At 71.1% G+C, this 18,541-nt stretch carries 11 protein-coding genes; 6 read left to right on the top strand and 5 right to left on the bottom strand.

All coding sequences use genetic code 11. The annotated features are described in order from the left end of the window. Positions 1 to 76 precede the first annotated feature (76 nt). The 3 genes from pruA to ACGFI1_RS17300 all read left to right on the top strand — a co-directional run bounded on the left by pruA (position 77) and on the right by ACGFI1_RS17300 (position 4,794). Positions 77 to 1,708 carry an L-glutamate gamma-semialdehyde dehydrogenase gene (pruA, locus tag ACGFI1_RS17310; RefSeq protein ID WP_392786220.1) on the top strand — a complete coding sequence of 544 codons (1,632 nt, stop codon included), beginning with the start codon at positions 77 to 79 and terminating at the stop codon, positions 1,706 to 1,708. Positions 1,709 to 1,816: 108 nt separating this feature from the next. Continuing rightward, positions 1,817 to 2,527, top strand: a complete 711-nt coding sequence (locus ACGFI1_RS17305) for an HAD family hydrolase (RefSeq protein ID WP_392786219.1) — start codon at positions 1,817 to 1,819, stop codon at positions 2,525 to 2,527. Positions 2,528 to 2,838: 311 nt separating this feature from the next. After that, on the top strand, positions 2,839 to 4,794 hold the full coding sequence (locus ACGFI1_RS17300) for an acetoacetate--CoA ligase (RefSeq protein ID WP_392786217.1): 1,956 nt from the start codon (positions 2,839 to 2,841) through the stop codon (positions 4,792 to 4,794). Positions 4,795 to 4,797: 3 nt separating this feature from the next. Here the strand turns inward: ACGFI1_RS17300 and ACGFI1_RS17295 are convergent, their stop codons facing one another. After that, entirely contained in the window at positions 4,798 to 5,454 is a 657-nt protein-coding gene (locus ACGFI1_RS17295) for a Uma2 family endonuclease (RefSeq protein WP_386873704.1), read from the bottom strand. Positions 5,455 to 5,532: 78 nt separating this feature from the next. Then, entirely contained in the window at positions 5,533 to 6,129 is a 597-nt protein-coding gene (locus tag ACGFI1_RS17290) for a hypothetical protein (RefSeq protein WP_392786215.1), read from the bottom strand. A gap of 179 nt (positions 6,130 to 6,308) precedes the next feature. On the opposite strand from ACGFI1_RS17290, the gene ACGFI1_RS17285 reads away from it, so the two are divergent. Next, positions 6,309 to 7,886: a serine/threonine-protein kinase gene (locus tag ACGFI1_RS17285; protein ID WP_386873706.1), complete on the top strand. Its 1,578-nt coding sequence runs from the start codon at positions 6,309 to 6,311 to the stop codon at positions 7,884 to 7,886. Positions 7,887 to 8,069: 183 nt separating this feature from the next. After that, complete coding sequence (locus ACGFI1_RS17280) at positions 8,070 to 12,911, top strand: NAD-glutamate dehydrogenase (RefSeq protein ID WP_392786213.1); 4,842 nt, start codon at positions 8,070 to 8,072, stop codon at positions 12,909 to 12,911. A gap of 1,691 nt (positions 12,912 to 14,602) precedes the next feature. Here the strand turns inward: ACGFI1_RS17280 and ACGFI1_RS17275 are convergent. Together ACGFI1_RS17275 and prfB are read right to left on the bottom strand one after the other, a co-directional pair. Beyond that, positions 14,603 to 15,604 carry a hypothetical protein gene (locus tag ACGFI1_RS17275; protein ID WP_386873708.1) on the bottom strand — a complete coding sequence of 334 codons (1,002 nt, stop codon included), beginning with the start codon at positions 15,602 to 15,604 and terminating at the stop codon, positions 14,603 to 14,605. Between the two features lie 114 nt (positions 15,605 to 15,718). After that, positions 15,719 to 16,828, bottom strand: coding sequence for a peptide chain release factor 2 (gene prfB, locus ACGFI1_RS17270; RefSeq protein ID WP_138642224.1), 1,110 nt, complete (start codon positions 16,826 to 16,828; stop codon positions 15,719 to 15,721). A 226-nt stretch (positions 16,829 to 17,054) separates the two neighbouring features. Between prfB and ACGFI1_RS17265 the strand changes: the two genes are divergently transcribed. Beyond that, positions 17,055 to 18,104: a hypothetical protein gene (locus ACGFI1_RS17265; RefSeq protein WP_392732428.1), complete on the top strand. Its 1,050-nt coding sequence runs from the start codon at positions 17,055 to 17,057 to the stop codon at positions 18,102 to 18,104. Positions 18,105 to 18,128: 24 nt separating this feature from the next. Here ACGFI1_RS17265 and ACGFI1_RS17260 read toward each other — a convergent pair whose 3' ends face one another. Next, the gene (locus ACGFI1_RS17260; RefSeq protein ID WP_138638242.1) at positions 18,129 to 18,314 is read right to left on the bottom strand and encodes a hypothetical protein; all 186 of its coding nucleotides are present in this window, start codon (positions 18,312 to 18,314) and stop codon (positions 18,129 to 18,131) included. Between the last annotated feature and the right edge of the window lie 227 nt (positions 18,315 to 18,541).

Here is an 18,541-nt window from a genome sequence, read left to right as displayed (position 1 = left end):
GGCGGGCGGTACTCGGCCGTCCGGGCGGGTAGGTCCCGGCACATCGACACTGCCGTCGGAGTGCAGGGAGCCTGAGATGGACGCCGTCACCACCGTGCCCGTACCGGCGAACGAGCCGGTGAAGGGATACGCGCCGGGCAGCCCGGAGCGCACCGCGCTGGAGGCCCGGATCAAGGAGCTCGGCGGGACGCAGACCGAGCTGACGATGACGATCGCCGGTGAGCACCGCATGGGCGCGGGCACCCCGATCGACGTCGTGGAGCCGCACAACCGCGCGCACGTCCTCGGCCGGATGGGCGATGCCACCGAGGCCGACGTGACCGAGGCCGTCGTCGCGGCGCACGAGGCCGCGCCCGGCTGGCGGGCCATGGCCTTCGAGGACCGCGCCGCGATCTTCCTGCGCGCCGCCGAGCTGCTCGCCGGGCCGTGGCGCGCCACGGTGAACGCCGCGACGGTGCTCGGCCAGTCCAAGTCGGTGCAGCAGGCCGAGATCGACGCCGCCTGCGAGCTGATCGACTTCTGGCGGTTCAACGTCGGGTACGCGCAGCTGATCCACGAGCAGCAGCCGCTGTCGCCGCCCGGCGTGTGGAACCGGCTGGAGTACCGGCCGCTGGAGGGGTTCGTCCTCGCGATCACCCCGTTCAACTTCACCGCGATCGCCGGGAACCTGCCGACGTCGGCGGCGCTGATGGGCAACGTCGTGGTGTGGAAGCCGTCCCCGACCCAGCAGCTCGCCGCGCACTTCACGATGCGGCTGCTGGAGGCCGCGGGCCTCCCGCCCGGCGTCATCAACATGGTCACCGGCAACGGCCGCGCCGTCTCCAACGTCGCGCTGCGCCACCCCGACCTCGCCGGCCTGCACTTCACCGGCTCCGTCGCCACCTTCCAGAACCTCTGGCGGACGATCGGCGAGAACATCGCCGGCTACAGGGGCTACCCGCGGATCGTCGGCGAGACCGGCGGCAAGGACTTCGTCATCGCGCACCCGTCCGCCGACCCGGCCGTCCTCAAGACCGCCCTCGTCCGCGGCGCGTTCGAGTACCAGGGCCAGAAGTGCTCCGCCGCGTCGCGCGCCTACATCCCGCGGTCCGTCTGGGACCGGATGCGGGACGACTTCCTCGCCGAGACCGCGTCCCTCACCATGGGCAACGTCGCCGAGGACCTGTCGACGTTCATGGGCGCCGTCATCGACGACCGCGCCTTCGCCAAGCACCGCGCCGCCATCGGCCGCGCGCGCGGCATCGACACCATGAAGATCCTCGTCGGCGGCGAGGTGGACGACTCGCGCGGCTACTTCGTCCGCCCGACGGTCCTGGAGTCGTCCGACCCGACCGACGAGATCTTCACCCGCGAGTACTTCGGCCCGATCCTCGGCGTGCACGTCTACGACGACGGCGATTACGACACCGTCCTCACCCAGATGGAGGGCGTCTCGGAGTACGGCCTCACCGGCGCCGTCATCGCCGAGGACCGCGCCGCCGTCGCCGAGGCCACCGACAGGCTGCGCTTCGCCGCCGGGAACTTCTACATCAACGACAAGCCGACCGGCTCGATCGTCGGCCAGCAGCCGTTCGGCGGCGCCCGCGCGTCCGGCACCAACGACAAGGCCGGCTCCGTCTTCAACCTCACCCGCTGGACGAGCGTCCGCTCGATCAAGGAGACGTTCGTCCCGCCGACCGACTACCGCTACCCCCACATGGGCCCCTGACAGGGCGGTTGCGGTCGAGGGCGGGAGACCGGACGATAAGGTCGCTGACCGTGGCGGGCACCGGCTCCGGCGCCCGCCGGTGCTCCTCCGACCGCGCATGGGAACGGGATGTCGACGCTGAACCGTCTGGTGCTGTGGAACATCGATCACACGCTGGTCGACGTCGGGCGGGTCACCCGGGACGCCTACGCCGAGGCGTTCCAGCGGACCATCGGGCGGCCGCTGGTCCGGCTCGCCCCCACCCCCGGCCGCACCGAGTCCGAGATCATCTTCGAGACGCTCGCGTTCAACGACGTCGTCACCACCGACGACCACCTGCCCGCCTTCTTCGACGCGCTCGCCGAGGCGTTCGCGTCCCGCCGCACCGACCTGCGCGCCCACGGGCGGGTGCTCGCCGGGGCCGCGGAGGCCGTCGAGGCGCTCGCGCACGTCCCCGGGGTCGTCCAGTCCGTGCTGACCGGCTCGATCCAGCCGAACGCCATGCTGAAGGTCACCGAGCTGGGCCTCGCCGGCCGCCTCGACCTCGCCGCGGGCGGCTACGAGAACGGCGTGTACAGCAAGGCCGCCCTCCTCGAACTGGCCCGCACCCGCGCCGGGGAGCGGCACGGCGCCGCCTACCCCGAGGCCGCGACCGTCTACATCGCCGACTCGCCCCGCGACGTCCAGGCCGCGCACATCGCCGGCTCCCCGATCATCGCGGTCGCCAGCGGCAGCGCCACCGAGGCCGAGCTCCGCGCCGCCGGGGCCGACGCCGTCCTCGCGACCCTCGCCGACACCGACGCCGTCGTCAACGCCGTCGCCGGCCTGACCCGCCTCTGACACCATGCCGATCCGTCCCTTCCCCCGGCGTGACCCCGTACCGGCAGTGTCGCGGGCGGCGGAGACCGGCGGAACTGGAATGCGGTCCTGTGGAAAACCGGGCCCTGTGGAAACCGGGTCGTGTGGACGGTGAGGATGTCCCGGCCGCGTGCGGTGTGGGCGGCCGGGGTTGCTCGCGGACGGGGTTTCGCCTGGGATGTGGCGGGGCTTCGAGCGCGTAGCGGCGGGGTGATCGGGCAGGTTGCGCCGTGTGCGGGGGCGGGCCGATATTGGGATGGCCGCGCGGCGTGGCGCGGCGGGGAGGGAGAGAGATGGCCGGTGAGGTATCCGAGGGTTCGGCGCTGTGGGAGCCGTCGGAGGAGGTCGTCGCGAACGCGCGGGTGACCCGGTTCATCCACTGGCTGTGGGAGCGGGGCGTCCGCACCGAGTCCTACGACGAGCTCTGGCGCTGGTCGGTCACCGAGGTCGACGCCTTCTGGGACGCGATCTGGTCGTACTTCGACGTCGTCGGCGAGCGCGGCGACGGCCCCGTCCGGTCGGGCGGGCCGATGCCGGTGGACGGCCTGAAGTGGTTCCCCGGCGCGACCCTCAACTACGCGGCGAACGCGCTGCGGCGCGCGGACGAGACCCCCGACGAGACCGCGGTGATCTTCCGGTCGGAGGCGGGCGGGCACCGCGTGCTGACGTACCGGGAACTGGCGCTGCACGTCGCGGAGGTCCGCGCGGGCCTGGCCGGGCTCGGCGTCGGCAAGGGCGACCGGGTCGCCGCCTACGTCCCGAACATCCCCGAGGCGCTGGTCTGCTTCCTCGCGACGGCGTCGCTCGGCGCGATCTGGTCGTCGTGCTCGCCCGACTTCGGGTCGTCCTCGGTCATCGACCGGTTCGCGCAGATCGAGCCGAAGGTCCTGATCGCCGTGGACGGCTACGCCTACAACGGCAAGCACTTCGACCGGCGGGAGACCGTCGGCGAGATCGAGGCCGCGCTGCCGAGCCTGGCCGCCACCGTCCTGATCCCCTACCTCGACCCCGCCGCGACCCCCGAGGGCCTGCGGGTCGGCATGCACTACGGCGAGCTGCCGCGCGCCGACTGCGACACGCTGGAGTTCGAGGACGTCCCGTTCGACCACCCGCTGTGGGTCGTGTACTCGTCCGGCACGACGGGGCTGCCGAAGCCCATCGTGCACGGGCACGGCGGCGTGGTGCTCGAACACCTCAAGGCCCTGTCGTTCCACCAGGACCTCGGCCCCGACGACGTGTTCTTCTGGTTCACCACCACCGGCTGGATGATGTGGAACTACCTCATCGGCGGCCTGCTGGTGGGCTCCACCATCGTCATGTACGACGGCGCCCCGCTCGACCTGTGGTCGCTGGCCGCCGACAGCGGCGTCACCTACCTGGGCGTCGGCGCGCCGTACATCACGGCGTCCGCCAAGGAGGGCCGCCGCCCCGGCGAGGACCACGACCTGTCCGGCCTGCGCGGCATCGGCTCCACCGGCTCCCCGCTGCCGCCCGAGGGCTTCGCCTGGGTGTACGACGCGGTCGGCGCGGACCTGCTGCTCGGCTCGTTCTCCGGCGGCACCGACCTGTGCACCGGCTTCGTCGGCCCGTCGCCGCTGCTGCCGCTGCGCGCCGGCGTCATCCAGTGCCGCGGTCTCGGCGCCAAGGTCGAGGCGTTCGCCGAGGACGGCAAGCCCGTCATCGACGAGGTCGGCGAGCTGGTCATCACCGAGCCGATGCCGTCCATGCCGGTGTTCTTCTGGAACGACGAGCACGGCGACCGGTACCGCGACTCCTACTTCGACATGTACCCGGGCGTGTGGCGGCACGGCGACTGGATCAAGATCCTGCCGGACGGCGGCTGCGTCATCTACGGCCGCTCCGACTCCACCCTCAACCGCGGCGGCGTCCGCATGGGCACGTCCGACTTCTACCGCGTCGTCGAGGCGTTCGAGGAGATCACCGACAGCCTCGTCATCGACACCGGCCGCCTCGGCCAGGAGGGCCGGCTGCTCCTGTACGTCCAGCTCGCCGAGGGTGCGTCCCTCACCGACGAGCTGGTGCGGAACCTCCGGCGGGAGATCCGGTCGTCGCTGTCGCCCCGGCACGTCCCGGACGAGATCACCGCCGTGCCCGGCATCCCGCGCACGCTGTCGGGCAAGAAGCTGGAGGTCCCCGTCCGCAAGATCCTCCAGGGCACCCCGGTCGACAAGGCCGCCAACCGCGACTCCATGGCCAACCCGGAGGTGCTCACCCACTTCACCCCGTAGCCGTCACTCCGTCCAGGGCTTCCACCGCTCGGTGTCGATCTCGAAGCCGAGCGGCTCCGGAAGCTTGACGATCTCGCCGAACTTCCAGGTGTGGAGGGGCTCGTACGTTCCCGCCTGGACGTCCGGCTCGCCGTAGAGCGTGACGCCGGGCATCCGGGGGTCGCGGTCGACGAGCAGGTAGAAGGGGATGCAGGACTTGGCGTAGGCGCTCCACTTGGTGCCCGGTGCCTGCACAAGCCGCGGGGGCCGATCGTTTCCCGCGTTGGACGGCGACGTGATCTCGGCTACCGCCTCCACCTCTTGGGGCAGCACGTGTCTGCGGTCTTCATCGTCGACCTGTGCGACGATCCGCTTGTCCATGATGAGGAGATCGGGGATGCAGCCGTCCTTGACCGGCACGAGATTCAGCTCGCTCGCCTGCACCGATTCCCAGCGAAAGTCCGGATCGGCTGTCTCCGCCGCGTACATGGCACGGTCGATGGCTTTCGCGATGAGATTGTGGCGAAAGACGGGAGCGGGTGACACGACGATCTCTCCTCCGATGACCTCGACCCGAGTGCCGTCGTCCGGGAGGTGGAGTTCATCGGCGAGTTCACCCCTGGCCCATAGGGCGTACGGGGTGTCCGACAGCGTGTAATGCGCGATGGCCGCGACTGCCATGACACTGAGCTCCCTGTTGATGACGGATGGTGACATCGTATGGGCGAGATGCTTCTAGCGTACCGAGATTTCGGGAGATCAGCGGGTGCGGGAGGCGGCGTAGGCGAGGATGTCGCGGCGGCGGTAGAGGCGGCGGACGCGGCCGCCGCCCAGCGGCTCCACCTGCGCCGGTTCGGGCCAGCCGGCGGGCGGCCGCTTGGCGTAGACGGTGACGCTCGTCTGGGCGAGGCCGAGGATGCGGGCCGTGTCCGCCAGCGTCACGAGATCGTCGGGGCCCTCGTCGGCGGGACGGTCGCCGAGGGCGCGGTACCAGGACGTCCAGGCGGCCTCGTCCCAGTACATCGCCTTGCCGGAGCGGTGCGCGACGTCCGGATGGCCGTTGGACGCGCGGTCGGCCCACAGCTGCTTGAGGCGGTGTCGGCTGACGCCGTGCCGCGCGGCCAGCTCGTCGCGCGTCGCCAGGCCCGGCGGGACGTCCTTGGCGCGGTGCGCGGCGTACCAGCGGTCCCAGTCGGCGGCGTCCCAGGCGAGCTGGGAGCCGACCGTCCCGACCGGCTCCGGATGGCCGTTGGACGCGCGCTCGCGGTGCCATTTCTCCAGCGTGCTGCGCCCGAGCCCGTACTCGGCCATGAGTTCGGCGCGCGTATGGACACGGCGCCCGTCGAGCATTGCCATGCCACCAGTGTCCCCGGTGTGACATCGTGCTCGTCGGTATCGCTGTGTGAACAGACGCCATTAAGGTGGGTACCCGCCGGATCGGGTCAACTTCCCTCGGGGTTCGGGCGTCACACAGTCGGAGGGGTGATCCGGGCCGGGAGCACGGCCCGTCGATCCAGAGAGGGACGGTTCCACGCATGGAGATTGGGGCGCTGCGGTCCGGTGATCCGGATCGGCTGGGGTCGTACGCCCTGATCGGCCGGGTGGGCGAGGGCGGACAGGGCACGGTGTTCCTCGGCGCCGCCGAGGACGGCCGGCAGGTCGCGATCAAGCTGCTGCACGCCGAGCTGACGTCCGACGACAAGGCGCGCGCCCGGTTCCTGCGCGAGCTGGACGTCGCCAAGCAGGTCGCGCCGTTCTGCACCGCGCAGGTGATCGACGCGGACGCGACCGGCGACCGGCCCTACATCGTCAGCGAGTACGTGCGCGGCCCGTCGCTGAACCAGCAGGTCCTGGACGAGGGCCCGCTGCGCGGCGCCGCGCTGGACCGGCTCGCCGTCGGCACCGCGACGGCGCTCGCCGCGATCCACCAGGCGAAGATCGTGCACCGCGACTTCAAGCCGCACAACGTGCTGATCGGCCCGGACGGCCCGCGCGTCATCGACTTCGGCGTCGCCCGCGCGATCAGCGGCGCCACCACGCTGACCAGCCGGGTGATCGGCACCCCGTCCTATATGGCGCCCGAGCAGATCAGCGGCGACGACGTCGGCACGCCCGCGGACGTGTTCTGCTGGGCCGCGACGCTGGTGTTCGCCGCGACCGGGGAGCCCCCGTTCGGGCAGGACACCATCCCCGCCGTGATCAACCGGATCCTGCACGAGGAGCCCGACCTCGGCGGCCTCGACGGCCCCCTGGGCGACCTGGTCCTCGACTGCCTGGAGAAGGACCCCGAGCTGCGCCCCGGCGCCCGGCAGGTGCTGATGCGGCTGCTCGGGCACGACGAGGCCGCGAGCACGGGACGTCCCGCGCCCCGGACCGGCGGCACCGACGAGACCGCGATGCTCGCGGCCGGGTCGGTGCGGGCCGCCGAGGCCGGCGACGAGGACTTCGAGCCCCTCCCGGCCGCCGCCGCGGAGCACGAGCCCGTGGAGACGGTCGCCGCCTTCCACGACGCCGACGCCCCGGAGGGCACCGATCCGGGCGTCGAAGAGTACGGCCTCCCGCCCACCCCCGCCGGGTGGGCCGCCGACAACACGCTGCCCCCCGAACTCGTCACGGTCGGCGAGCCCGGCGGAGCCGACGGGCGTGACGGACGTGACGGACGCGGCGGGCTGCGGTACGCGCTCGCCGGTTCCGGACGCTCCGCCCTGCTGGCCGGCGCCGCGGCGCTGTTCGTCGCGATCGTGGTGGTCTCGTCCGTGCTGATGCTCGGCTCCGGCGACAAGGGCAAGGCCGGCCAGAAGGTCAGCGACCCGAGCGCCCCGCCCGCGTCGACCGACGTCCTGCCGAGCTCGGCGCCGCCGTCGCGGCAGCGGCCCGTCCAGCAGTCGACGTCGCCGTCCTACACGCCGTCCCCGACCGGCAGCGAGACGCCGAGCGACAGCCCGGCGCCGACCGATACGCCGACGACGCCCATCACCCCGACCCAGCCGACGCCCACGAAGTCGACGACGAAGCCGACCCCGACGCAGTCCAGCACCCCGCCGGAGACGCCGCCGGAGACGCCGCCCGAGACGCCCCCGGGCGGCGGAGCCGAAGGAAGCGGCGACGCCTGACCTCCCCCTGTTCACCCCCTCGGCATGGGAACCGGCGCGGGGGCGGGCCGGGCTGGCAGGGTGGCGTAGGCCACGTTGACCTTGCCGCGGAGCAGGTCGGCTTTGCGGCGATTCCTGGCTACGCTCGTGCAGTGAGCGGCGCCACAACGAGGTGGCGAAGGGTCTCAAGGGGAGTTGTTGTTGATGGGCGGCATGCTCGATCAAGCGAAGGACGACCTGCTCAGGCGGGCCGCCGAAACGTGCGCGCAGCGTCCGGGGGCGCGCGGCGGTGACGTCGAGGAGGTCTTCGACTACCTTCGGCTCTACTACCGGCAGGTCGACCATGAGGACCTCATGGCCCGCGACCCGGCGGACATCTGCGGCCCGGCGATGGCGCACCGGACGCTCGGCGAGGAGCGCCCGCAGGGGCGCGCGAAGGTGCGCGTCTTCACGCCGACGCTGGAGGAGTACGGCTGGGACCCCGGCCACACCATCGTCCAGGTCGTGACCGACGACATGCCGTTCCTCGTCGACTCGGTGACGATGGAGCTGACCCGGCACCAGCTCACCACGCACCTGATCGTCCACCCGCTGCTCGGCGTGGACCGCGACGTCGCGGGCCACCTGAAGGCGTTCCGCCACAAGCTCGACAGCGACACCGACGTCGACGAGTCGTGGATCCACATCGAGGTGGACCGCACCAGCGACCGCGGCGTCCTCGACACGCTGGAGAAGGACCTGCTGCGCGTCCTGCAGGACGTCCGGGTCGCCTTCGAGGACGAGCCGAAGATGCGCGCCCGCGCCGGCGAGGTCGCCGCCGCGATCCAGGACGCGCGGCCCCCGCTGCCGGACAAGGAGCTCGCCGAAGGCGTCGAGCTGCTCGACTGGCTCGCCGACGGCCACTTCACCTTCCTCGGCTACCGCGACTACACGCTCACCGGCGACGGCACCGCGCTGCGGCCCGAGCCGGGCACCGGGCTCGGCATCCTGCGCAGCGACAAGCGCGAGTCCGACAGCTTCGCGGCGCTGCCGCCCGAGGTCCGCGAGCGGGCCACCGAGAAGCGGCTGCTGATCCTGACGAAGGCGAACTCGCGCTCCACCGTCCACCGGCCCCTGTACCTCGACTACATCGGGGTGAAGAAGTTCGGCGAGTCCGGCGAGGTCGTCGGCGAGCGCCGCTTCCTCGGGCTGTTCACGCACGTCGCCTACAGCGAGTCGATCGGGCACGTGCCCGTCCTCAAGCGCAAGCTGGAGGAGGTGCTGGAGCGCGCCGGGTTCACCGCCGACAGCTACGACGGCCAGGACCTCATCGAGGTGCTGGAGAGCTACCCGCGCGACGAGCTGTTCCAGATCTCCGTCGACGACCTGCTGAAGATCTCCCTCGGCGTGCTGCGGCTGCGCGAGCGCCGCCAGCTGAAGCTGTTCCTCCGCCAGGACCTGTACGGCCGCTTCATGTCGTGCATGGTGTACCTCCCGCGCGACCGCTACACCACCAAGGTGCGGCTGCGCATCCAGGACCTGCTGAAGGAGGCGTTCGACGGCGTCAGCGTCGACTACAGCGCGAACGTGACCGAGTCGCTGCTCGCCCGGCTGCACGTCGTCGTGCGCGGCGAGCGGGGCCGCCCGCTGCCGGTCGTCGACGTCGCCGAGCTGGAGGACCGGCTCGCCAACGCCACCCGCTCCTGGGAGGACGACCTCGCCGACGCCGTCGTCGAGCAGTGCGGCGAGGAGCGCTCCGGCACCCTCGGCCGCGCGTTCGGGGAGGCGTTCCCCGAGGGCTACAAGGCCGACTTCCCCGCCCGCACCGCCGTCGCCGACCTGCGCCGCCTCGACGAGCTCGGCGAGGACGGCGCCACCTCGATCAACCTGTACGAGCCGTACAACGCGCAGCCGGGCGAGCGGCGGCTGAAGATCTACCGGCTGGGCGAGCCGATCTCGCTGTCCCGGGTGCTGCCGCTGCTGCAGAACATGGGCGTCGAGGTGATAGACGAGCGCCCGTACGAGATCCGCACCACCGACGACCGCCGGTTCTGGATCTACGACCTGGGCCTGCGCTACGTCCCGCCGGCGGACGTCCCCGAGGAGGCCATCAAGGACCTCTTCCAGGACGCCTTCACCGCGCTGTGGCGCGGCGACATCGAGAACGACGGGTTCAACGCGCTCGTCCTGCACGTCGGGCTGACCTGGCGCGAGGCGATGATCCTGCGCGCCTACGCGCTGTACCTGCGGCAGACCGGCACGACGTTCTCCAAGCGGTACGTGGAGCAGGTGCTGCTGCGCAACGCCTCCATCACCCGCCTGCTGGTGCGGCTGTGGGAGAGCCGCCTCGACCCGTCCCTGCAGGGCGGCGAGGAGGAGCGCAGCGCCGGCATCACCGAGGAGCTCCAGGGCAAGCTGGACGAGGTCGCCAGCCTCGACGAGGACCGCATCCTCCGCGCCTACCTCGCGCTCGTCCAGGCGACGCTCCGCACGAACCACTACCAGGGCAAGCCGTACCTGGCGATGAAGTTCGACCCGGCGCGCATCCCCGACCTGCCGCAGCCCCGGCCGATGTACGAGGTCTTCGTGTACTCGCCGAAGGTCGAGGGCGTCCACCTGCGGTTCGGGTCGGTGGCGCGCGGCGGGCTCCGCTGGTCCGACCGGCGCGAGGACTTCCGCACCGAGATCCTCGGCCTGGTCAAGGCGCAGGCCGTGAAGAACACCGTCATCGTCCCGGCGGGCGCGAAGGGCGGCTTCGTCGGCAAGCAGCTCCCCGACCCGTCGGTGGACCGCGAAGCCTGGCAGAAGGCCGGCATCGCCTGCTACAAGGACTTCATCTCCGGGCTGCTCGACCTGACCGACAACCTCGTGGACGGCAAGGTCGTCCCGCCGCCGAACGTCGTCCGGCACGACGGCGACGACACCTACATGGTCGTCGCCGCCGACAAGGGCACCGCGACGTTCTCCGACATCGCCAACGGCGTCGCCGCCGAGTACGGGTTCTGGCTCGGCGACGCGTTCGCGTCCGGCGGCTCGGTCGGCTACGACCACAAGGCGATGGGCATCACCGCCCGCGGCGGCTGGGAGTCGGTCAAGTACCACTTCCGCTCGCTCGGCAAGGACGTCCAGAGCGAGGACTTCACCGCCGTCGGCATCGGCGACATGTCCGGGGACGTGTTCGGCAACGGCATGCTCCTGTCGGAGCACACCCGGCTCGTCGCCGCGTTCGACCACCGGCACGTCTTCGTCGACCCCGACCCGGACGCGGCCGCCTCGTTCGCCGAGCGCCGCCGGCTGTTCGAGCTGCCGCGCAGCAGCTGGGCCGACTACGACGCCGCGCTGATCTCCAAGGGCGGCGGCGTCTTCCCCCGCACCGCCAAGTCGATCCAGATCACCCCGCAGATGCGGGCCGCGCTCGGGATCGAGGAGGGCGTGAAGGCGCTCACCCCGTACGAGCTGATCCGGGCCGTCCTGCGGGCCCCGGTCGACCTGCTGTGGAACGGCGGCATCGGCACCTACATCAAGTCGTCCGCCGAGAACAACGCCGACGTGGGGGACAAGGCCAACGACCCCGTCCGGGTGGACGGCGCCGAGCTGCGCTGCAAGGTCGTCGGCGAGGGCGGCAACCTCGGCGTCACCCAGCTCGGCCGGATCGAGTTCGCGCTCAACGGCGGCATCATCAACACCGACTTCATCGACAACTCCGCCGGCGTCGACACCTCCGACCACGAGGTCAACATCAAGATCCTGCTCGACCAGGTCGTGCGGGACGGGGAGCTGACCGCCAAGCAGCGCGAGGGCCTGCTCTACGAGATGACCGACGAGGTCGGGCGGCTCGTCCTGCGCGACAACTACGCGCAGAACGTGGTGCTCGCCGCGGCCCGCGCGCAGGCGCCCGCGATGCTGCACGTCCATGCCCGCTACATGCGCAAGCTCGAACGCGACGGTCGGCTGAAGCGGCGCCTGGAGTTCCTGCCGGACGACAAGGCCCTCGTGGAGCGCCGCCAGGCCGGGCTCGGCCTCACCGGCCCCGAGTTCTCCGTCCTGCTCGCCTACGCCAAGCTCGCGCTGGACGCCCAGATCGTCGCGTCCGACCTGCCCGACGACCCCTATCTGGAGTCGTGGCTGGTCGACTACTTCCCGACCCCGCTGCGCGAGCGGTTCCGCCGCTACATGGACCGGCACCCGCTGCGCCGCGAGATCATCACCACCGCCGTCGTGAACGACGTGGTCAACGCCAGCGGCTCCACGTTCGTGTTCCGCATGAACGAGGAGACGGGCGCGTCGGCGTCCGACATCGCCCGCGCCTACCTCGTCGCCCGCGAGGTGTTCGAGATGCCGCGGTTCTGGCGGGACGTGGAGAGCCTCTCCCACCAGGTGGAGGAGTCGACGCAGATAGCGATGCGGCTTGAGGCGCGCAAGCTCACCGAGCGCGCCGCCCGGTGGCTGCTGCACAACCGGCGGCCCCCGTTCGACATCCGGGAGAGCATCGACTTCTTCAGCGGCGGCGCGGCGACGCTCGGCGCGCACGTGTCCAAGCTCCTCGTCGGCCTGGACCTGTCGGCCTTCGAGCAGCGCCGCGACGGCTTCGCCGAACTCGGCGTCCCGGACGACCTGGCCGAGCGCTGCGCCGCGTTCGTCCCCGCCTACTCCACCTTCGACCTGGTCGGCGTCGCGCACGACACGGGCCGCCCGGTGGAGGAGGTCGCCGAGGTCTACTTCGACCTCGCCGACCGGCTGCAGCTGTCCCGGCTCCGCGAGCGCATCATCGCCCTGCCGCGCGACGACAAGTGGCGCACGCTGGCCCGCTCCGCGCTCCGCGACGACCTCTACACGGCCCACGCCGCGCTCACCCGCGACGTCCTCGTCACCAGCGAGCCCGGCGGCCAGCCCGAGGAGCGCATGATCCACTGGGCGGACAAGAACAAGCCGGCCGTCCAGCGCGCGCAGCAGACGCTCAGCGAGATCTGGGAGAGCGACAGCTTCGACCTGGCGACCCTTTCGGTGGCCCTGGGCGCGATCCGCACCCTGGTGACCGCGAGCTCCCTCCCGTCCAGCGAGGCGTAGCACGATGGCGCCCGTCCCACTCCGGGACGGGCGCCATCACCGCGCGGACACCAACGAAACCGATTCCCCGAGCACACGCCCCTTCCCAGAAGCAGGCGCGTACCCAATGGCCAACCACTGCCACGTAACCGCGACGGACTTCCCCGGCCGCCCACCCAGATAGTCACGAACCTCAACGGGCAGGCCCGCAGCAGTGCCCCCACTCACCACCTGCTTCTGCTGCACCGCGTACCAGACGAGCGCCCCGCCATCCGTCGTCCGCAACGAGTAAGACGCCCCGGGCCCAGGCGTGAACGCCCCAGCCGCCCCGCGCCAATCACCCACACCCTTCACCCGGGCATTTCGCGAATAGGCGTCAGGCACCACACCGCCCTCATCACCACGAGCCAGATACTTCGCATGCGCGCCCGGCAGCCCCCGATCACCAACCGCGATCGCGTACCCCTCCGCATCAAAGGCGATCCGCGGCGGCTCCCCCCGAAACGCCAGCCAGTGCGCCGCCCGCCACCCACCACTACTCCGCACGAAAACCCCAAGAACCTGCTGCTCAACACCCCCAGACCGCTCCAGCGCGGCAACCCCGAACCACTTAGGGGAGCCCTCTAACCGAGGAACGTAGAACACCGGATTGACCAGCGAAATCTCCGCAGAAGCGGACAATTTCCCATAGGTCCGAACCCGAGCCTCAACGGGCAAGGCCAGCGCCCCCGTCACGGCCTCCCGCCAGAGCCGCTCATCACCCGAGGTAATGGCCTTGTTATGCCGCTCCGCCCACCCCCGAAGCACCGTGAGCGCCTCGCCCCCCGACAAAGCCGGCGACGCACTCACCCCCACCGAAGCACCCCCGCCACCACCCCCACCCCCAGAACACCCACCCAGCCCAACAACCACCGCAACCGCCACCACAAACCTCACCCCGCGCACGCCTCACCCCGCCGAAAATACGAGACAAGCCCCACATATCCGCGCCAGTGTAGAACTCACCCCACCTACCAACGGTGGTACATCAAACACGCCACAGGGCCGCAACCCGCACGGCACCGCGAAAACAGCCATCAGGAACGTCCGCGATGGAGCCCCATTCGCACTGACGCAACCACGGCCACGGCCGAGCGGTCGTCAGCCACCACCGCACCCAAGCGCAGCCCCAGCCTCCCGCAACCATGCGCCACCAAGACCACACCCACTATCGGTCACGGGCGCGCGGGCCTCGGCCACCGCCGCAGCCAAGCGGAGCCGAGGACTGTGTCGCAGCCATGCGCCAGCAAGACCACACCCACTATCGGTCACGGGCGCGCGGGCCTAAGCCACCGCCGCAACCAAGCGCAGCCCAGGACTGTGTCGCAGCCATGCGCCAGCAAGACCACACCCACTATCGGGTCACGGGCGCGCGGGCCTCGGCCAGCGCCGCAACCGAGCACGGACGTCAAGGCACACGTCCGTAAGCTCAAGTTGCGACAAGGGCCGCGTTGCGATCGCGTGCGAAGCCAGGTTCGAGCGAAGCAAGAACCTGATCGCGCAGCGAGCCGCTAGGCGAGCCGGAGCGATGCAGCGATCGCCGTTTTCCCGTGGAAGGAAGGGCCGCCAAGGCCCGACCGCCGAGGGAAAACAAATGAACACCGCCCGTCGGATGCCGGTGCGGTCCGGCTGCAGCGGTCAGAAGAGCTGGACCGCCCGGCATCCGACGGAGTTCAGGAGCCCTGGGCGAGGACGGCTTTGCGGTACATGCCGTTGACCGTGGCGCGGCCCTTGGGTGGAACGGTGGCCAGGTACTGCACGAGGACGGTGGTGTCCATGCGCGTCCTGGCGGACTTGGCCGGGGCGAGCCCGACAAGATCCCCGCTCACCGACAGCCTGCCCCGTTTCGTGGCGGAGTACGCCTCATTCTGCTTCAGGACATACCAGACGATCGCCCCGCGGTCCTTGGTGCGCAGCGCGTAGACCTTGAACGGAGCGGGGGTGAAGCGGGACGACAGCGTGACGCCGCGTCCGGCGAGGGCTCGTTCGCCCTGCTTGAGCGCCTTGTAGGTCTCGCTGGTGCGCGCCCCGTCCGCGAGGAGGGCGGCGCCGGACGCGTTCGGGCCGTCGGTGAGCAGGGCGGCGTGCGCCTGCGGGAGTTTCGCGGGCGCGACGGCGAGGTGGTCCTGCGTGGCGGGGTCGACCGGGGTGGCGAAGCCCTCCGGGTCGAGGGCGACCTTGGGCAGGGCCGGTTCGGCGATGTAGGGGTCGGCGGCGAGCAGCCACGGCGACCCCGGCTTGTCCTGCGTGAACAGCAGCGCGTGGCGGAGCGTCCGGTCGCCGGTGCCGGTGGTGGTGTCGGCGGCGAACCAGCGCGGGTGGCCGGTGAGGCGCGGGATGTAGAACGCGCTGCTGGTGAAGGCCAGCTTGCCGGGCGGCTTGCGGACGGCGCGCCGGAGTTTCAGCGCCGCGACGTCCATCGACAGTTGCGGGTCGGTCTCGACGGTGTGCAGCGCCTTGGCGCTGAGCCGCTTGCCCGCGCGGTTCAGCCCTTCGGCGAAGGAGGCGAGCACCTGCTCGGCCTGCGCCTTGGTGAGCGCGGGCGTCCCCTTGGCCTTTGCCGCCTCGGCGGGCGAGCCGGAGCCGGAGCAGCCGGCGGTCAGCGCCGTGACGAGCAGGCAGCCGCCCAGCGCGCCGGCGAGTGGATTGATCGGAACATGTGTGCGTGCGGCCATGAGGCCCCCCGAATGGCGACGGTTGATCCGGACCACGCGCCATCTTCGCAGAGTGACCGTGCAGTCACGCTGCGAATGGGGAACTCTGCCTCGCCCCGCCTGAGCGGGCTGGGATCAGGCCGTCTCCTGCTGGCGCATCCAGCGGATCTCGGCCTCGATGAACTCGTCGAGGTCGCCGTCCAGCACCGCGGAGGGGTTGCCCGCCTCGACGCCGGTGCGCAGGTCCTTGACGATCTGGTACGGGTGCAGCACGTAGTTGCGGATCTGCGTGCCCCAGCTGCTCGTGCCCTCGCCGCGCAGCTCGGACATCTTCTCCGCCTCCTCCTGGCGCTTGCGCTCCAGGAGCTTGGCCTGCAGGACGTTCATGGCCGTGGCCTTGTTCTGCAGCTGGCTGCGCTCGTTCTGGCAGGACACGACGATCCCGGTGGGGAGGTGGGTGATCCGCACCGCCGAGTCGGTGGTGTTGACGCCCTGGCCGCCCGGCCCGGACGACCGGTACACGTCCACGCGCAGGTCGTTCTCGTCGATGTCGACGTGGTCGCTCTGCTCCACGACGGGGACGACGTCCAGGCCGGCGAACGAGGTCTGCCGGCGGCCCTGGTTGTCGAACGGCGAGATCCGCACCAGGCGGTGCGTGCCGTGCTCGCCGCGCAGCGTCCCGTACGCGTAGGGGGCCTTGACCGTGAACGTGGTCGACTTGATCCCGGCCTCTTCGGCGTAGGACGTCTCGTAGACCTCGGTGGGGTAGCCGTGCCGCTCGGCCCAGCGCAGGTACATCCGCTGGAGCTGCTCGGCCCAGTCGGCGGCGTCCACGCCGCCGGCCTGCGCGTTGATGGTGACCAGCGCCTCCCGGGCGTCGTACTCGCCCGACATGAGGGTGCGCACTTCGAGCTGCTGGACGGCCTTGTGCAGCGCCGCGAGCTCCTCGTCGGCCTCCGCGCGGGTGTCGGCGTCGTCCATCTCCTGGGCGAGCTCGTACAGCGTGGCGGCGTCGTCGACCCGCTGCCGCAGGCCCTCGACCCGGCCGAGTTCGCTCTCCAGGTGCGACAGGCGGCGCGTGACCGACTGGGCGCGGTCCTGGTCGCTCCACAGGTCGGGGTCGGCCGACTGCTCGCGCAGCTCGGCGATGTCGCGGCGCATGGCGTCGAGGTCCAGCACCTGCTCGATACTGGACAGTGTCGCGCCGAGCTCCTTGAGCTGCTCTTCCGGTTCGATGCCTGCCACGGTCCGAGCTTATCGCCGTCCCGGTACTGCTTATCGCGTCCCGGTACGGCTCATCGCGCGGCCGCCGCGTCGCCGCTCGCGCGGCGCCGATCGCGTCGCCCGGCGGGCGGCCTGGTCGTAGGGTCAATATCATGTGGATGGCAGAATCACGGGCCGAGGAGGCCGGCCGACGACGGCCGGCCGGGAGTCCGGTCCGGGGGACGGGTCCTTGCACAGCTTCCTGAGGATGATCGCGGCCGCGGTGCCGCTCGTCCTGGCGCTCGCGGTCGCGGGCTGCGCGGAGGAGAAGGCGGTCGCGCGGCCCGAGCCGAGCGTGCCCGAGACGGTCCCGCCCGCCCCGGTCCCGCTGACCCCGCAGGTCGCCGAGCGGGCGTTCCGCACCTATGTCACCGACGAGGACGTGGCCCGCGCCGCCGGCGACGAGCGGCTCGCGCTGACGTGGACGTCCGACGGCCAGTCCCAGCTCACCGCGGCCGAGTTCCGCAAGGCCGCCTACGACGGCGACGCGGTGCGGCGCTTCGTCTACGGCAAGCCCAGGCTGTACGTGCCGAAGCTGAAGGACGGCGCCTACCCGCAGTGGTTCCTGGTGTCGGTCGACCGGTCCGTCCTGGGGGAGTCCAAGAGCAAGAGCAGGCGCAGGGTGCTGATGGCGTTCATCCTGCGCGGGCCGTCCGACCACTGGAAGCTCACGCTCGCGGCCCCGCTGCAGAAGAAGGTCAAGGAGCCGAAGGTCGCGATCGACAAGGACGGCTACGCGGAGGCGCTGGGCAGCGACGACGAGTCGCTGCTGATCCGCCCCCGCGACGTCGGCGGGATCCAGGCGACGATCGCCGCGGAGGGCGGCGGCAGCGTCGCCGCCAAGGTGATGGCCTCCAACGCCGTGACGACCGGGTTCTACAAGGACGCGAGGCGCGCCAAGAAGAAGGCCAAGAAGGACGACCTGACGCTCCAGATCGTCTACACCGCGACGCCGTTCCCCTACTTCGGGCTGCGGGCGAAGAACGGCGGCGGGCTGGTCGTGTACTCGCTGTTCCGCAACACGTCGCTGGTCGCCGAGAAGCCGGGCGCTCCCAAGCCGGAGATCCCCGAGGACGCCGAGCACCTGCTGGACGGGACGGTCGAGGGCAACGAGGTCGACACCACCTCGACGCTGCACTTCGCAGCCTTCGACCCGCCCAAGGCGAAGAAGAAGGACGATCCGCAGCCGAAGGCGCACATGGTCGCCGACGACGGCGCTGTGACGAAGGCCGCAACCCCGCCGCTCAAGAAGCCGTAGCCGCGGCCCCGACCGGGGCGGGGCCTAGCCGTAGACGCGCTGAAGGACGAGGGCGGCGAACAGCAGGCCGACCAGGATCGCCAGGACGAGCGCGGGCGGCAGGGACGGCCCGTGCCGGTGGAGTTCCGACCGGGCCTCCCGGCAGGTCGGGCAGCGCCCTTCCACCACCGGGTTCGAGCACCGAGCGCAGATGAGATGGTCGCAGCTCATGTCGTGGCCCCAATCTCCGGGATCGGTACGGGTCCGTGCAGGCGAAGCGTCCGCTTCTTCAGTGTCCGTCCACTTATTAGGTATCTTTCGCCATCATCCAGCGTAGCCGGACTGTAGGGTCGTTCCCGCAAGTCCGGGAGCTCGATGGTAGGAAACGGCCGGACGTCGGGAGACGGTTCACATGGCACTGATCGGACGGAACGCACCGATCGGATGGAGTGACGCCC

This window comes from Actinomadura geliboluensis, from assembly GCF_043197915.1.
Taxonomy (GTDB): domain Bacteria; phylum Actinomycetota; class Actinomycetes; order Streptosporangiales; family Streptosporangiaceae; genus Spirillospora; species Spirillospora geliboluensis.
Note: the sequence above shows the minus strand (reverse complement) of the source record. Positions and strands in the feature narration are given on the sequence as shown.

Excerpts from the sequence above, each read along its gene's own strand:
- pruA (WP_392786220.1), top strand. The coding sequence starts at position 77 with ATGGACGCCGTCACCACCGTGCCCGTACCGGCGAACGAGCCGGTGAAG.
- ACGFI1_RS17305 (WP_392786219.1), top strand. The coding sequence starts at position 1,817 with ATGTCGACGCTGAACCGTCTGGTGCTGTGGAACATCGATCACACGCTG.
- ACGFI1_RS17300 (WP_392786217.1), top strand. The coding sequence starts at position 2,839 with ATGGCCGGTGAGGTATCCGAGGGTTCGGCGCTGTGGGAGCCGTCGGAG.
- ACGFI1_RS17295 (WP_386873704.1), bottom strand. The coding sequence starts at position 5,454 with ATGGCAGTCGCGGCCATCGCGCATTACACGCTGTCGGACACCCCGTAC.
- ACGFI1_RS17290 (WP_392786215.1), bottom strand. The coding sequence starts at position 6,129 with ATGGCAATGCTCGACGGGCGCCGTGTCCATACGCGCGCCGAACTCATG.
- ACGFI1_RS17285 (WP_386873706.1), top strand. The coding sequence starts at position 6,309 with ATGGAGATTGGGGCGCTGCGGTCCGGTGATCCGGATCGGCTGGGGTCG.
- ACGFI1_RS17280 (WP_392786213.1), top strand. The coding sequence starts at position 8,070 with ATGGGCGGCATGCTCGATCAAGCGAAGGACGACCTGCTCAGGCGGGCC.
- ACGFI1_RS17275 (WP_386873708.1), bottom strand. The coding sequence starts at position 15,604 with ATGGCCGCACGCACACATGTTCCGATCAATCCACTCGCCGGCGCGCTG.
- ACGFI1_RS17265 (WP_392732428.1), top strand. The coding sequence starts at position 17,055 with ATGATCGCGGCCGCGGTGCCGCTCGTCCTGGCGCTCGCGGTCGCGGGC.
- ACGFI1_RS17260 (WP_138638242.1), bottom strand. The coding sequence starts at position 18,314 with ATGAGCTGCGACCATCTCATCTGCGCTCGGTGCTCGAACCCGGTGGTG.